This window comes from Streptomyces pactum, assembly GCF_002005225.1.
Lineage (GTDB): Bacteria > Actinomycetota > Actinomycetes > Streptomycetales > Streptomycetaceae > Streptomyces > Streptomyces pactum_A.
This window is the reverse complement of sequence record NZ_CP019724.1, coordinates 6,271,685-6,287,136: the sequence shown is the minus strand read 5'-3', so window position 1 is coordinate 6,287,136 and position 15,452 is coordinate 6,271,685. Positions and strand designations below refer to the sequence as shown.

Annotated in this window: 11 protein-coding genes; 4 read left to right on the top strand and 7 right to left on the bottom strand. The window is 72.2% G+C overall.

From position 1 onward, the window contains the following. Positions 1-16: 16 nt before the first annotated feature. From murD to rsmH, 7 genes are all read right to left on the bottom strand, one after another. Positions 17-1,432, bottom strand: coding sequence for a UDP-N-acetylmuramoyl-L-alanine--D-glutamate ligase (murD, locus tag B1H29_RS26895; RefSeq protein WP_079160867.1), 1,416 nt, complete (start codon positions 1,430-1,432; stop codon positions 17-19). 11 nt (positions 1,433-1,443) lie between these two features. Continuing rightward, a complete protein-coding gene (mraY, locus tag B1H29_RS26890) occupies positions 1,444-2,535 on the bottom strand; it encodes a phospho-N-acetylmuramoyl-pentapeptide-transferase (RefSeq protein WP_055417690.1) in 1,092 nt (363 codons plus the stop codon). Beyond that, a complete protein-coding gene (locus B1H29_RS26885) occupies positions 2,535-3,950 on the bottom strand; it encodes a UDP-N-acetylmuramoyl-tripeptide--D-alanyl-D-alanine ligase (protein ID WP_055416483.1) in 1,416 nt (471 codons plus the stop codon). The genes mraY and B1H29_RS26885 overlap by 1 nt, the downstream gene beginning before the upstream one ends. A gap of 37 nt (positions 3,951-3,987) precedes the next feature. Beyond that, positions 3,988-5,508 carry a UDP-N-acetylmuramoyl-L-alanyl-D-glutamate--2,6-diaminopimelate ligase gene (locus B1H29_RS26880; RefSeq protein ID WP_055416484.1) on the bottom strand — a complete coding sequence of 507 codons (1,521 nt, stop codon included), beginning with the start codon at positions 5,506-5,508 and terminating at the stop codon, positions 3,988-3,990. 262 nt (positions 5,509-5,770) lie between these two features. Then, positions 5,771-7,738, bottom strand: a complete 1,968-nt coding sequence (locus tag B1H29_RS26875) for a peptidoglycan D,D-transpeptidase FtsI family protein (RefSeq protein WP_079160486.1) — start codon at positions 7,736-7,738, stop codon at positions 5,771-5,773. Beyond that, the gene (locus tag B1H29_RS26870) at positions 7,735-8,289 is read right to left on the bottom strand and encodes a hypothetical protein (protein ID WP_055416485.1); all 555 of its coding nucleotides are present in this window, start codon (positions 8,287-8,289) and stop codon (positions 7,735-7,737) included. Before B1H29_RS26870 ends, B1H29_RS26875 begins: the two co-directional genes overlap by 4 nt. A gap of 59 nt (positions 8,290-8,348) precedes the next feature. Beyond that, entirely contained in the window at positions 8,349-9,305 is a 957-nt protein-coding gene (gene rsmH, locus B1H29_RS26865) for a 16S rRNA (cytosine(1402)-N(4))-methyltransferase RsmH (protein ID WP_079160484.1), read from the bottom strand. A 425-nt stretch (positions 9,306-9,730) separates the two neighbouring features. On the opposite strand from rsmH, the gene B1H29_RS26860 reads away from it, so the two are divergent. The 4 genes from B1H29_RS26860 to B1H29_RS26845 all read left to right on the top strand — a co-directional run bounded on the left by B1H29_RS26860 (position 9,731) and on the right by B1H29_RS26845 (position 15,359). Further along, positions 9,731-10,279, top strand: coding sequence for a beta-class carbonic anhydrase (locus B1H29_RS26860; RefSeq protein WP_055416487.1), 549 nt, complete (start codon positions 9,731-9,733; stop codon positions 10,277-10,279). Positions 10,280-10,537: 258 nt separating this feature from the next. Beyond that, entirely contained in the window at positions 10,538-11,608 is a 1,071-nt protein-coding gene (locus B1H29_RS26855; protein WP_409350892.1) for an AAA family ATPase, read from the top strand. Continuing rightward, complete coding sequence (locus B1H29_RS26850; RefSeq protein ID WP_055416489.1) at positions 11,608-12,972, top strand: DUF58 domain-containing protein; 1,365 nt, start codon at positions 11,608-11,610, stop codon at positions 12,970-12,972. Before B1H29_RS26855 ends, B1H29_RS26850 begins: the two co-directional genes overlap by 1 nt. Continuing rightward, on the top strand, positions 12,969-15,359 hold the full coding sequence (locus B1H29_RS26845) for a transglutaminase TgpA family protein (protein ID WP_055416490.1): 2,391 nt from the start codon (positions 12,969-12,971) through the stop codon (positions 15,357-15,359). Before B1H29_RS26850 ends, B1H29_RS26845 begins: the two co-directional genes overlap by 4 nt. The last annotated feature ends 93 nt before the right edge of the window (positions 15,360-15,452 follow it).

Sequence of the window (15,452 nt, the reverse complement as noted above, 5' to 3'; positions counted from 1 at the left end):
GCAGGAGGCGGCCGGGTCAGGTGCCGAGTTCGCGAACGGCCTCCGCGAACGCGTCACCGCGCTTGTTGTAGTTGGTGAACATATCCATGGAGGCACAGGCCGGGGCCAGCAGCACCGTGTCGCCGGGCCGGGCGAGTCGCCGGGCCTCCTGGACGGCCTGGAGCATCGCACCAGTGTCGGTCCGGTCCAGGTCGACCACGGGTACTTCGGGGGCGTGTCGCGCCAGGGCTTCGCGGATCAGTGCGCGGTCGGCGCCGATCAGGACGGCACCGCGCAGGCGCTTCGCGGCTCCGGCGACCAGTTCGTCGAAGGTCGCCCCCTTGGCCAGCCCGCCGGCGATCCAGACGATCGACTCGTACGCCGCCAAGGAGGCCTCGGTGGCGTGGGTGTTGGTGGCCTTGGAGTCGTCCACGTACGCCACCCCGTCGACGTCGGCCACGTGCGCGATGCGGTGGGCGTCCGGCGTGAAGGCCCGCAACCCGTCCCGTACGGCCGCGGCGGGGACGCCGAAGGCACGGGCGAGGGCGGCGGCGGCAAGGGCGTTGGCGATGTTGTGCGGGGCCGACGGGTTGACGTCGGAGACCTCGGCGAGTTCCTGGGCGTTCTTCTGCCGGTCCTCGACGAAGGCGCGGTCGACCAGGATGCCCTCCACGACGCCGAGTTGACCCGGCGCCGGAGTGCCCAGGGTGAAGCCGATCGCCCGGCAGCCCTCCTCGACGTCCGCCTCGCGGACCAGGTCCTCGGTGGACGGCTTGTCGGTGGCGTCGGCGTTGTAGACGCAGGCGACGCGATTGCCCTCGTAGATACGGCCCTTGTCGGCGGCGTAGGCCTCCATGGAGCCGTGCCAGTCGAGGTGGTCGGGGGCGAGGTTGAGCACGGCGGCCGAGTGGGCGCGCAGTGAGGGCGCCCAGTGGAGCTGGTAGCTGGACAGCTCCACGGCCAGGACGTCGTACTCCTCGTCACCGGTGACCGCGTCCAGCAGGGAGACGCCGATGTTGCCGACGGCGGCGGTGCGCAGGCCGGCGGCCTTCAGGATCGACGCCAGCATCTGGACGGTGGTGGTCTTGCCGTTGGTGCCGGTGACCGCCAGCCAGGGCGCGGAGTCCGGGCTGCGCAGGCGCCAGGCCAGTTCGACGTCGCCCCAGACGGGGACGCCGGCCTCGCGCGCCGCGGTGAACAGCGGCTTGTCCGGCTTCCAGCCGGGCGCGGTGACGATCAGCTCGGTGCCCTCGGGCAGGGTCGCGCCGTCGCCGAGGCGCACGGTGACGCCGAGCGGCTCCAGCTCGGCCGCCTGCGCCCGCGCGCGCTCGTCGTCGCCGTCGTTGACGACGGTCACGCGGGCGCCGAGGCCGTGCAGGACCTTGGCCGCCGGGATGCCGGAGACACCGAGTCCGGCGACGGTGACGTGCTTGCCCCGGAAGGCGAAGGGCACCGAGGAGGAGGTCACTTGTCCGCTGCCCATCCCGCGTAGAAGAGGCCCAGTCCGACGATCACACAGATGCCCTGGATGATCCAGAATCGGACCACGACAAGGACCTCGGACCAGCCTTTGAGTTCGAAGTGGTGCTGGAGTGGCGCCATCCGGAAGACCCGCTTGCCGGTGAGGCGGAAGGAGCCGACCTGGATGACCACCGACATGGTGATCAGGACGAACAGACCGCCGAGGATGGCCATCAGCAGCTCGGTGCGCGAGCAGATCGCCAGACCCGCGAGCACACCGCCGAGCGCGAGCGAACCGGTGTCGCCCATGAAGATCTTGGCCGGCGAGGTGTTCCACCACAGGAAGCCGAGGCAGGCGCCCATCAGGGCGGACGCGACCACCGCGAGGTCGAGGGGATCTCGTACCTCGTAGCAGGCGCCCGGGTTGGTCAGGGTCAGCGCGTTGGCGCAGGACTCCTGGAACTGCCAGACGCCGATGAAGGTGTAGGCACCGAAGACCAGGACGGAGGCGCCGGTGGCCAGACCGTCCAGACCGTCGGTCAGGTTCACGCCGTTCGACATCGCGAGGATCATGAACAGCGCCCAGATGACGAACAGCACCGGGCCGATCGACCAGCCGAAGTCGGTGATGAACGACAGCTTGGTGGACGCCGGGGTGTTGCCGCGGTTGTCCGCGAACTGCAGCGAGAGCACCGCGAAGCCGATGCCCACGATGAGCTGGCCGGCCATCTTCGCCTTGGCCCGCAGACCCAGCGAACGCCTCTTGACGATCTTGATGTAGTCGTCGAGGAAGCCGACCAGGCCCATGCCCACCATCAGGCCGAGCACCAGCAGACCCGAGAAGGTCGGACCCGCGTCCGTCTTCGGGTCCAGGTAGCTGGTGATCACCTTGGCCAGGAAGTAGGCGGCGACCGTGGCGAAGATGAAGGCGATACCGCCCATCGTCGGCGTACCGCGCTTGCTGGCGTGCTCGCGCGGGCCGTCGTCGCGGATGTACTGGCCGTAGCCCTTGCGGGCCAGAAGCTTGATCAGCAGCGGAGTGCCGACCAGCGTCAGGAAGAGGCCAATGACTCCCGCGAACAGGATCTGCTTCATCATCGGGCGGCAACCTCACCCTCGGCGCCGGTCTCGAGCAGCGCCGTCGCGACGCTCTCCAGACCCACCGAACGGGACGCCTTCACGAGCACGACGTCCCCTGGGCGCAACTCGCTGCGCAACAGGTCGACCGCCGCCTGTGCGTCGGACACGTGCACCGACTCCTCACCCCACGAACCCTCGTTATATGCGCCCAGTTGCAGCCATCGGGCTTCCCTGCCCCCGACCGCGACGAGCTTGCTGACGTTGAGCCGGACGGCGAGCCGCCCGACCGCGTCGTGCTCGGCGAGCGCCTCGTCCCCGAGCTCGGCCATCTTGCCGAGCACCGCCCACGTACGACGCCCCTTGCCCATCGCCACGAGCGCGCGCAGGGCGGCTCGCATGGACTCGGGGTTCGCGTTGTAGGCGTCGTTGACGACCGTCACGCCGTCCGGGCGCTCGGTGACCTCCATCCGCCAGCGGGAGAGGGAGCCCGCCTCGGAGAGCGCGGTGGCGATCTCGTCTGCGGACATGCCCAACTCGTGGGCGACGGCGGCCGCGGCGAGCGCGTTCGACACGTGGTGCTCACCGTACAGGCGCATGGTCACATCGCTTGCACCGGAGGGTGTGTGAAGCCTGAAGGAAGGCTGTCCGCTGTCCGTGAGTCGCACGTTCTCGGCGGACACGTCCGCTTCGTCGGACTCTCCGAAAAGGATCACCTTCGCCTTCGTTCGGGAGGCCATGGCGCGTACGAGGGGATCGTCCGCGTTGAGGATCGCGGCGCCGCCCTCTTCGGCGGGCGGCAGCGCCTCGACGAGCTCGCCCTTGGCCTGGGCGATCTGCTCCCGGCCGCCGAACTCGCCGATGTGCGCGGAGCCGACGTTGAGGACGAGGCCGACCTTCGGCGGGGTCAGCTCGGCGAGGTAGCGGATGTGGCCGATGCCGCGGGCGCCCATCTCCAGGACGAGGAACTTCGTCTCCTCGGTGGCAGTGAGCGCGGTGAGCGGCAGCCCGATCTCGTTGTTCAGGGAGCCGGGCGTGAAGACCGTGGGCGCCTTGCGGCGCAGCACCTGGGCGATGAGGTCCTTGGTGCTGGTCTTGCCGGCGGACCCGGTGAGGGCCACGAGGGTGGTGCCGAGGCGCCGGACGACGTGCCGGGCGAGGGCGCCGAGGGCGGCCTGGACGTCGTCCACGACGATCGCGGGCACGCCGACGGGGCGGGAGCCGAGCACGGCCACCGCGCCCGCCTCGACGACCGCCGGCGCGAAGTCGTGGCCGTCCGCCCGCTCGCCCGCGAAGGCGACGAAGAGGCTGCCGGGCCCCGCTTCCCGCGAGTCCCGGACGACCGGCCCGGTGACCTGCGCGGACGCGTCCGGTATGTCGTGCATCCGCCCGCCGACGACTTCTGCGATCTCGGCGAGAGAGAGGGCGATCACAAGTTCATCCCCTGGATCATCTGGATCATTCGGAATCTCATCCCTGGGTCTTCCGGATGGCTTCGCGAAGCACCTGGCGGTCGTCGAAGGGACGGACCACCCCGGCGATGTCCTGGCCCTGCTCGTGGCCCTTGCCCGCCACCAGCACGGTGTCGCCGGGCCGGGCCCGGGCGACGGCGGCGGCGATCGCGGCGGCCCGGTCCTCGAAGACCTGGACCTCGCCGCGCTCGTGCGCGGGCACGGACGCCGCGCCCTGGAGCATGGTGGCGAGGATCGCGAGGGGGTCCTCGGAGCGGGGGTTGTCGGAGGTCAGTACGGCGGTGTCGGCGAACCGGGCCACGGCGGCGCCCATCGGCTCCCGCTTGGTGGTGTCCCGGTCGCCGCCGCAGCCGAGCACGGCGTGCACTTTGCCCTCGGTGACCTTGCGGAGCGCCCTGAGGACGGATTCGACCGCGTCGGTCTTGTGGGCGTAGTCGACCACCGCGAAGTAGGGCTGGCCCTCGTCCACGCGCTCCAGGCGGCCCGGCACGCCCGGCACCGCGGCGACACCGTCGGCGGCGGCCTGCGCGTCGAGGCCGGCGGCGGCGAGGGCGACGATAGCGGCGAGGGTGTTCGCCACGTTGAACGGGCCGGCCAGCGGCGACTTGGCGGCGATCCGCTCGCCCTTCGGCCCGAACACGGTGAACGTCGAGTCCAGCGAGCCCACCTCGACCTCGTCGGCGCGCCAGTCGGCGTCCGGGTGGCCCTCGGCGGAGTAGGTGACGACCGGGACGGTGGCCTCGTTCGCGAGACGGCGCCCGTACTCGTCGTCGACGTTGACGACGCCGAGCCTGCTGCGCTCCGGCGTGAAGAGCTGGGCCTTGGCCTGGAAGTAGTCCTCCATGCCGGCGTGGAACTCCATGTGCTCCGGGCTGAGGTTGGTGAAGACCGCGATGTCGAAGACGCAGGCGTCGACCCGGCCGAGCACCAGGGCGTGGCTGGAGACCTCCATGGCGACCGCCTCGGTGCCGCGCTCGCGCATCACCGCGAAGAGGGCCTGGAGGTCGGTGGCCTCGGGCGTGGTGCGCTCGGACTTGATGCGCTCGTCGCCGATGCGCATCTCGACCGTGCCGATGAGCCCGGTGGACTTCGCCGTGCGCAGGCCGCCCTCGACGAGGTAGGCGGTGGTGGTCTTGCCGGAGGTGCCGGTGATGCCGATCTGGAGGAGATCCCGGCCGGGGTGGCCGTAGATCGTGGCCGCCAGCTCGCCCATCCGCGCGCGCGGGTCGTCGACGACGAGCACCGGCAGCCCGGTGGCGGCCACGCGCTCCGCGCCGGACGCGTCGGTCAGCACGGCGGCGGCGCCGAGGCCGGCGGCCTGGGTGACGAAGTCGGCGCCGTGGGCGCGGGCTCCGGGGAGGGCGGCGTACAGGTCACCTGGGCGGACGGCGCGCGAGTCATGGGTGATGCCCGTGACCCCTGCGGTGCTGTCCGGCGCGGTGACACCCAGTTGACCGGCGAGTTCCGCGAGGGATGTGGCGGAGATCTGCGCCGGCCGGGGCGGTCCCGGGTAGGTCACGGGGTGGCCCTTCTGGGTGGTTTGGGACTGATCAGCGTGTGGCACGGCGGTGAGCGTACCGGGCGTACCCGCTTCCGGGCGAAGTGAGGGGCGGGGGGTGCTCTGGTTCCCGGGGTCGGGGGTGATCGTTGTCACGGGTGGTTCCTGGTGGCTCGGTACTGAATCGGCGCTGGCTCGGTACTGGCTCGCGGCTGGTCGGGGTCTGCTCGGTGCTGGTCGGGCTGGTCGGGCTGCTCGCTCGTCGGGGTCTGCTCGGTGCTGGTCAGGGTTTGAAGGTGACCGGGAGATTCGCGGGGTCGGCCCCGGTCGGCGGGACCTGAAGGGTCTTCAGGGCGAACTCCATGACCTGCTTGTAGATGGGGCCGCAGATCTGGCCGCCGAAGTAGCTGCCCTCGGTGGCGTTCTGGATGGCGCAGTAGACGGTGACGCGGGGCTTGTCGGCGGGGGCGAACCCGGCGAACGACGAGGTGTATCCCTTGTACTTGCCGGTGGCCGGATCCACCCGGTTGGCCGTGCCCGTCTTGCCCGCGACGCGGTAGCCGGGGATGCGGGCCTTGGTGCCGGTGCCCTCTTCGTCGTCGACGACGGACTCCAGCATCCGCGAAAGGGTCTTCGCCGTCTTCTCGCTGATCACGCGGGTCTTCTTGGGTTCGGGAGCCGGGGTGAAGCGCCCGTCGTCCGCCTTGGTGCCGCGCACGAGCGTGGGTTCGACGCGGAGGCCGCCGTTGGCGATGGTCGAGTACACGGAGGCCGCCTGGAGCGCGTTCACGGAGACGCCCTGGCCGAAAGGAATCGTGTACTGCTGCGAGGTCGACCACTGGTCGGGCGGCGCGAGGATGCCCTTGGTCTCGCCGGGGAAGCCGAGCCCGCTGTAGCCGCCGAGGCCGAACTTGCGCAGATAGGAGTAGAGCACCTTGTTGGCCTCCTCCTGCGTCTTGCCGAGTTCGCCGGTGGCCATGATCGTGCCGATGTTGCTGGACTTGGCGAGCACGCCGTTGAGCGTGAGGTACCAGGTGGGGTGGTCCACGTCGTCCTTGAAGAGCCGGTCGCCGCGCTTGAGGCGGTTCGGGATGGTGAGGTGGGTCATCGGCGTGGCGGCTTTCTCCTCCAGCACGGCCGCCATCGACATCACCTTGGCGGTGGAACCGGGCTCGAAGGCGTCCTGGAGGGCGGCGTTGCCGAGCGCGTCCGGATCGGCGTGGGCGAGGTCGCCCGGATCGAAGCCGGGCGAGTTGGCCATGGCGAGGATCTCGCCGGTGGCCGTGTCCTGGACGATGACGTAGCCGCCGTCCGCCTTCGACTTCTCCACCTGCGTGCTGATGGCGTGCTGCGCGGCCCACTGGATGTCGCGGTCGATGGTGAGCTCGACGTCGCTGCCGGGCACGGCCGGCGTCTCGGTGGACCCGGCGGTGGGCACCTGGCGGCCGCCGGACTGCGCGTAGCGGATCTTGCCGTCCTTGCCGGCCAGCGTCTCGTTCAGCTTCCGTTCCAGACCGCCGCCGCCCTTGCCGTCCGCGCCGACCCAGCCGAGGATGCCGGCGGCGAGGTCGCCGCCCGGGTACACGCGCTTGCTGCTGGGGTCGGCGAAGACGCCCGCGAGGACGTTGACCACGGACTTGTCCGTCTCCGCCTTCTTGGTGAGCGCGGTCTTCAGGTCCTTGATCTGGTTCCAGACCTGTGGGGTCTGCCGGCGGGCGAGGCGGACGTAGCGCAGTTCCTCGTTCTCCGGGCGGAGCACGTCGACCAGGTCCTCCTGGTCCTCGCCGAGGATGGGCGCGAGAAGCGCCGCCGCCTGCTCGGGGCCGTCGCCGACCTCGAGCTGCTCCCGGGTGAACATCGTGGGGTCGGCCGTGATGTCGTAGGCGTCCACGGTGGTCGCGAGGGCCACGCCGTTGCGGTCGGTGATCCCGCCGCGTTCGGCGGGCAGCGTGTGGACGACGTAGCGGTTGCGCTCGGCCTTGGCGGAGTAGGTGCCGGCGTCGACGGCCTGCACCTGGAGCAGCCGTACGACGAAGGCGGACATCACCAGGGTCAGCGCGAGGCCGATCATGCGCAGCCGGGGGCGGGGACTGCCCAGCCGGATGGCGCGGGGCGCGGCGGGCCGGGGCGGGCCCGGTCGGCGGGCGGGCCGGGCGCCGGGGCCGGGCTGCCGCCGTCCGCCCTGCCGGACGGGCCTCGCGGGGCCGGGCACGCGGCGGCGCGGCGGTTCCCTGTCGGACACTTCCGTCACCTGCCGGGAGTCGGGGTCGGGGTGGTCGGGGTGGTCGTGGCCGCCGTCGTGGAGGTGGCTGCCGCGGAGGGCGTGGCCGCGGTGCTGGGGGTGGCGGCCGGATCGGTGCCGGCGGCAGACGCGCTGTCCGGGGGTGCGGTCAGCGCCTCGGGGGCGAGGACCAGTGGCGCGGAGGCGGCGGCGGGCGCGGGGCTGGGCGAGCCCTTGACGGTGCCGTCGGGGGCGAGGAAGGCGGGGTCGCCGCCGGGCACCATGCCCAGCTCGCGGGCGCGGTGCTGGAGGGCGCGGGGGGCGGAGTAGGCGTCGATGTCCCGCTGGAGCGCCTGCTCCTCGTCGGTGAGCTCCTTCGTCCGCTGTTTCAGGTCGTCCAGTTGGAAGGAGCCCTCGCTCAGGGCGGAGTTCAGCACCAGGAGGCCGATGAGGCCGCCCCCCAGGAGGACGACCACGAGGAGGACGAAGGGCGCCCGGGCCGCCTGGCCGCGCGGGCCGCCCGGCGGGAGCATCTGGGCGAGCCGGGCCGCCCTCCCCTTCAGTTCGGGTTTCCTGCTCACTCGCCCTCCCCTCGGCCCGGGTGGGCCGCCCGCACCCGTGCCCGGCCTGCTCACTCGCTTCACCCGATGGACTCCCTGATGCGCTGGGCTCCGCGCAGCCGTGCCGGTGCCGCCCGCCGGTTCTCGGCGATCTCCTCCTCGGTGGGAAGTTCGGCACCGCGCGTGAGCAGCTTGAGCCTGGGCGCGTAGCGTTCGGGGACGACCGGAAGCCCGGGGGGCGCGGTGTTGGCCGCGCCGGCCGCGAAGACCTGCTTGACCAGCCGGTCCTCCAGCGAGTGGTACGACAGCACGGCGATCCGCCCGCCCACGTCGAGGGCCTCGACGGCGGCCGGGATCGCCCGCTCCAGAACGGACAGCTCGCCGTTGACCTCGATGCGCAGGGCCTGGAAGGTGCGCTTGGCCGGGTTGCCGCCGGTGCGCTTGGCGGCCTGCGGCAGTGCGGCACGGATCAGCTCCACGAGGCGCGCGCTGTTGCTGAACGGCTCCTTGTCGCGCTCGCGCACGATCGCCGAGACGATCCGCTTGGCCTGCTTCTCCTCGCCGTACGCCCGCAGGATGCGGACGAGTTCACCCGGCGGGTACGTGTTGAGGACCTCGGCGGCGCTCATGCCGGTCGTCTGGTCCATGCGCATGTCGAGTGGGGCGTCCTGGGCGTAGGCGAAGCCGCGGTCCGCCTCGTCGAGCTGCATCGAGGAGACGCCGAGGTCGAACAGCACGCCTTGGACGCGCGGGACGCCGAGCCGGTCGAGTACGTCGGGCAGTTCGTCGTAGACGGCGTGCACCAGGGTGGCGCGCTCGCCGTACGGCGCGAGCCGCTCGCCGGACAGGCGCAGGGCCTCCTTGTCCCGGTCGAGGGCGACGAGCCGGGCCTCGGGGAAACGTGCGAGGAGCGCCTCGCTGTGCCCGCCGAGTCCGAGCGTGCAGTCGACGACCACGGCGCCCGGCTCCTCGAGGGCGGGCGCCAGCAGGTCCAGGCACCGCTGGAGCATCACCGGGACATGTCGACTCTGGCTCAAGTGGGGCGGCCTCTCAAGTCCGGCGCGGCGTCACGCACCGCCGGGTCCCCTCCCGCTCGCTCGTGAAGGGGAGGCCTGCCGGCGCCAAAAGCGTCGGCCGGCCGGGAGCGGGAGGAGGCCGAGCCGTACGTACGCGCCGCGCACGTGGGGAGATCTGGCGGGACCGCCCAGCTCTCCGGGGTTTTCAGTCCAGCGGGGAGAGCCTCGCCTCCCGCTTCGCGTCACTTTAGTCCACCGTGTCGCCCGGTCAATCAACCGGCCTGCGCGTCGCGGACGCCGGCGTCCGCAAACCGGTGTCGCGCCGCATTTCACTCGCACGGACGCGTTCGCACCCCCTGTGGATTGGCTCACAACAAACAGGGCTGACGTTCTTTGTCCCACTTCACGGCGGGACGTGAAGGGGGATGGCCAGTAACGTCATGCATATGACGACTTCTGCATCGGTACCCGCCGGCTCCGGATCCGCCACGGCCGGCGAGCACACCGTCACCGACCGGCTCGTCGAGGCGAACGAGCGCTACGCCGCCGCGTTCGCCGATCCCGGGATGGACGCCCGTCCCGTACAGCGCGTCGCCGTCGTGGCGTGCATGGACGCACGCCTCGACCTGCACGCCGCGCTCGGTCTGGAGCTCGGTGACTGCCACACCATCCGGAACGCGGGCGGTGTCGTCACCGACGACGTGATCCGCTCGCTCACCATCAGCCAGCGTGCGCTCGGCACCCGCAGTGTGGCCCTCATCCACCACACCAACTGCGGCATGGAGTCCATCACGGAGGAGTTCCGGCACGACCTGGAACTGGAGGTCGGCCAGCGCCCGGCGTGGGCGGTCGAGTCCTTCCGCGACGTCGACCAGGACGTGCGGCAGTCGATCGAGCGGGTGCGCACCTCGCCGTTCCTGCTGCACACCGAGGACGTACGCGGTTTCGTCTTCGACGTGAAGACGGGCCTGCTGCGCGAGGTCACCCCCGTCTGATCCGGGCGCCCGCCCCGATGACTCGCACCGCGCAAGCGTCGCAAAGGCCGTAAGGCCCGACATATCGCGGCCAGTTGTCCACAGGCGAGTGACACGAATCGGTAACGGCAGCGAGAATGCGGGAAGTGGTGTCGCGCGGAACTATTTCCGCGCGGCGTCCGTGATTCGGGGTGGGCCGGTCCGCGTTCGGGGGCCGACCCGGCAAGTTGGGGTACCCCAGCTTCTCAGGAAGCGCGGGGAAAGGCCGAGGAGGGCCGGGTGACGACCTATGACGACCAGGCGAGCCATGGGGGCGCCCCCGCGCGAGCGTATGCGAGCGTGGGGGACGATCTGACCGCTGTGGTCGAGCGGGTGCGCGATTCGGTGGAGGGTGTGATCGAGGGGAAGCCCGAGGTCGTGCGGCTCTCCCTGACCGTACTGCTCGCCGAGGGCCACCTGTTGATCGAGGACGTCCCGGGAGTCGGCAAGACCATGCTGGCCAAGGCGCTGGCGCGGTCCATCGACTGTTCCGTGCGCCGGATCCAGTTCACGCCGGACCTGCTGCCCTCGGACATCACCGGGGTGTCCATCTGGGACCAGCAGCGCCGGGACTTCGAATTCAAGCCGGGCGCGATCTTCGCGCAGGTGGTGATCGGCGACGAGATCAACCGCGCCTCGCCGAAGACGCAGTCCGCGCTGCTGGAGTCGATGGAGGAACGCCAGGTCACCATCGACGGGCAGACCTACGAGCTGCCCAGCCCCTTCATGGTGGTGGCGACGCAGAACCCGGTCGAGATGGAGGGCACCTATCCGCTGCCGGAGGCCCAGCGCGACCGCTTCATGGCGCGGGTCTCCATCGGCTATCCCAGCCCGGACGCCGAGCTGCAGATGCTCGACGTGCACGGCGGGGTGAATCCGCTGGACGACCTCCAGCCGGTGGCGCACGCGCACGACATCCTGAAGCTGATCGAGGGGGTCCGGAGCGTCCACGTCGCCGACCCGGTCCGGCGGTACGCCGTGGACCTGGTCGCCGCCACCCGCACCCACCCGGACCTCAGACTCGGCGCCTCACCGCGCGCCACGCTGCACCTGCTGCGCGCGGCGAAGGCGTCCGCCGCCCTGAGCGGCCGGGAGTACGCGCTGCCGGACGACGTGCAGGCCCTCGCGGTCGCCGTGCTGGCCCACCGCCTGCTGCCCACCGCCCAGGCCCAGCTCAACCGCCGCACCGCCGAGCAGGTCGTCCAGGAGATCCTGCAGCGCACACCGGTGCCCGCGGCACCCCGGCAGACGGGCTTGGGCGTGGGCCGCGGCGCGCCGGCGTACAACCAGCAACCGCCGCGGAGGCTGTGATGGACGCCGGGGGGACGGACGGGTCGGACGACGACCGCGGCGAGGGCGGCGGCGTCCGCACCGCCCTGGCCGGTCTGACCACCCGCGGGCGCTCCTTCCTGGCCGCCGGCGTCGCCGCCGCGGTCTGCGCCTACGTCCTCGGGCAGAGCGACCTGCTCCGCGTCGGGCTGCTGCTGGGCGTGCTGCCGCTGATCTGCGCGACCGTGCTCTACCGCACGCGCTACCGGGTGGCGGGCAGCCGCCGGCTCTCTCCCGGGCGGGTGCCCGCGGGCAGTGAGGCCCGGGTCCACCTGCGCATCGACAACGTCTCGCGGCTCCCCACCGGTCTGCTGATGCTCCAGGACCGGGTGCCCTACGTTCTCGGCCCGCGCCCCCGCTTCGTGCTCGACCGGGTGGAGCCGGGCGGCCGCCGCGAGGTGTCCTACCGGGTCCGCTCGGACCTGCGCGGCCGCTATCCGCTGGGGCCGCTCCAACTGCGCCTGACCGACCCGTTCGGGCTGTGCGAGCTGACCCGGTCCTTCTCGACGTACGACACCCTGACGGTGATCCCGCGCGTGGAGGCGCTGCCGCCGGTGCGGCTGAGCGGGGAGGCGAAGGGGTACGGCGAGGGACGGCAGCGCTCGCTCGCGCTGGCGGGCGACGACGACGTGATCCCGCGCGGGTACCGCTACGGCGACGACCTGCGCCGCGTGCACTGGCGCTCCACCGCGCGCTACGGCGAGCTGATGGTGCGCCGCGAGGAGCAGCCGCAGCGCGCCCGCTGCACGGTGCTCCTGGACACCAGGGGCCTGGCCTTCGAGGGGGCGGGACCCGACTCGGCCTTCGAGTGGGCGGTGTCGGGCGCGGCGTCCGTGCTGGTGCACATGCTGGAGCGGGGCTTCTCGGTACGGCTGCTCACCGACACGGGCGACTCGGTGCCCGGCGAGGGCACCGACGGCTTCGCGGGCGCGAGCCAGGGCACGGCCGACGCGGCCGGGCTGATGATGGACACCCTCGCGGTGATCGACCACTCCGACGGCACGGGCCTGTCCAGTGCGTACGACGTGCTGCGCGGCGGGAACGAGGGGCTGCTGGTGGCGTTCTTCGGCGACCTGGACGAGGAGCAGGCCACGGTGGCCGCCAAGATGCGGCAGCGCAGCGGTGGCGCCGTCGCCTTCGTCCTGGACAGCGAGGCCTGGACGCGGGAACCGGCCGACGTGCCCGGTCCGTTGGACAGGGGCGAGGAACGGCTGCGGATGCTGCGCGAGGGGGGCTGGAGTGCCGTGAACGTGCCGCGGGGCACCGCCCTGGAGGAGATGTGGCGCCTGGCGGATCACGAACGCACCGGCCTGGCGGCGGCGAGCGGCGGGGAGGGCACGCGATGAGCGGACGGGCGCGGCTGGCGCTGTGTGCGTGGGCGGCCACCTTGATGACGGCGTGCGCGATGCTGCCCCTGGTCGACCCGGCCACCTGGATCCTGCAGGCCGCGCTCCTGCTGGCGATCCAGTCCGCGGTGGGTGCGGCGGCACGCCGGGTGCCGCTGGCCCGGCCGCTGACCATCGCCGCGCAGGCCCTGGTCACGCTGCTGCTCCTGACCCTGGTCTTCGCCCGGCAGCAGGCCCTCGCCGGTCTGATTCCCGGCCCACAGGCCTTCCAGCGCTTCGCCGACCTGCTGCAACAGGGCGGCGACGACATCGCCCGGTACGCGATCCCGGCACCGCTGGAGTCCGACGGCATCCGGCTGATGATGGTCGGCGGTGTCCTGGTCATCGGGCTGCTGGTGGACACCCTCGCGGTGACCTTCCGCAGCGCCGCCCCGGCCGGGCTGCCGCTGCTCGCGCTGTACTCGGTGGCCGCCGGGCTGTCCGAGGGCGGCGGCGACTGGCTGTGGTTCCTGATCGCGGCGGCCGGCTATCTGATGCTGCTCCTGGCCGAGGGACGGGACCGGCTCTCGCAGTGGGGCCGGGTCTTCGGCGGCGCGCCACGCTTCCCGGGCGGGGAGCAGAACGGCGTGGTCGCCCCCGTCCGCACCGGGCGGCGCATCGGCGCGTTCGCGCTGGGCATCGCCCTGGTGGTGCCGCTCGCCCTGCCGGCGATGAACGGCGGGCTGCTGGACAGCGCCAGGACGGGCGTCGGCTCGGGCACCGGGGGCGGCGGCACCATCTCCGCGGTGAACCCGCTGGTCTCCCTGCGCGACAGTCTCAACGTCGACGAGAACCGGCAGGTCCTCACCCTGGAGACGGACTCGGACGAGATATCGGACCTCTACCTGCGCATCGTGTCCCTGGACGACTTCGACGGCACCACCTGGAAGCCGTCCAAGCGGCACATCACCGCCGTGCCGAAGGGCACGTTCCCCACGCCCGCCGGCCTCGGCCCCGGCATCAAGCGCGCGGAGACCCGCACCACCATCACGGCCGCGGACTGGTACGCCCAGGACTGGCTGCCGATGCCGTACCCGCCGAGCGGCGTACGGGTCGCGGGCAACTGGCGCTACGAGCCCGTCGGCATGACACTCGTCGGCGACCACGGCCAGAACACGCGCGGGCTCACCTACGAGGTGCGGAGTCTGAACGTACAGCCGACGGCGGACCAGCTCGCCGCCGCGCCGCAGCCGTCCACGGCGCTGAAGCGGGAGTACACCAAGCTGCCGGACTCACTGCCCGAGGTGGTGTCCAGGACCGCCCGGGAGGTGACCACCGGTGCGGCGAACCCCTACGAGCAGGCGGTCAGGCTCCAGGAGTACTTCGCGATCAACGGCGGTTTCGAGTACGACACCCAGGTCAAGGTCGGCAGCGGCTCGCAGGCGATCGCCCGCTTCCTCGAGGACAAGCAGGGCTTCTGCGTCCACTTCTCCTTCGCCATGGCCGCGATGGCCCGCTCCCTGGGCATCCCGGCGAGGGTGGCGGTCGGCTTCGCGCCGGGTTCCCCGCAGGCCGACGGCTCGGTCTCGGTGGGGCTGCGGGACGCGCACGCCTGGCCCGAGGTGTACTTCGAGGGGGTGGGGTGGACCCGCTTCGAGCCGACGCCGACGCGTGGCTCGACCCCCTCGTACACCGTGACGGAGACGCCGGGCAGTTCGGTACCGGACCCCGCCCTGCCGCCCCGGAACCCGCAGGCCGAGCCGTCGGCGGCGCCCTCGACCAGCGAGAGCTGCACGGCCCAGGACAAGAAGCTGGACGCCTGCGCCGACGAGTCCGCGGCGGCCGTGCCGGTCACCGGTGGCGACGGGCCGAAGTGGTACGTGGTGCCGGCCTGGGCTCTGGGCGGGCTCGCGGTACTGCTGATCCCGCTGGCGCCGATGCTGTGGCGGCTGCGTACCCGGTCGGTACGGCTGGGGGCGCATGGTCGCGGCGAGGCGGACGCGGGCCCGCACACACTGGCGGTCTGGCAGGAGCTGACGGACACGGCATGGGACTTCGGGATCCTGCCGGAGGAGTCGCAGACCCCGCGCAGGGCGGCGGCCCGGATCGTCCGGCTCGGGCAGCTCGACGCGACGGCCGCGGCGGCGGTGCACCGGGTGGCGGACGCGGTGGAGCAGGTGCTCTACGCGCCACGGCCCCGCCTGGCGGCGGGTCTCACGGAGGACGTCCACCGGGTGAGCGCCGGTCTGCGGGGCACGGTCAGCCGCGGCACACGGCTGCGCGCACTGTTCGCCCCGCGTTCGACCGTACGGGTGGCCTGGACTGTGTCGGCCCGGTGGACGGCCCTGAAACAGCGGGTCGCGGCGGCCCGGCCGACGCTGCGGAAGCCGTCGGGACAGCGGGGCTGAACCGACGGGCGGGGGCGATGGACCCGGGCTGCTGGCAGCCGCGGTCGGCAGGGGTCGGCAGGGTTGCACCGGCGGGGCAGCGAGGCCGAGCCG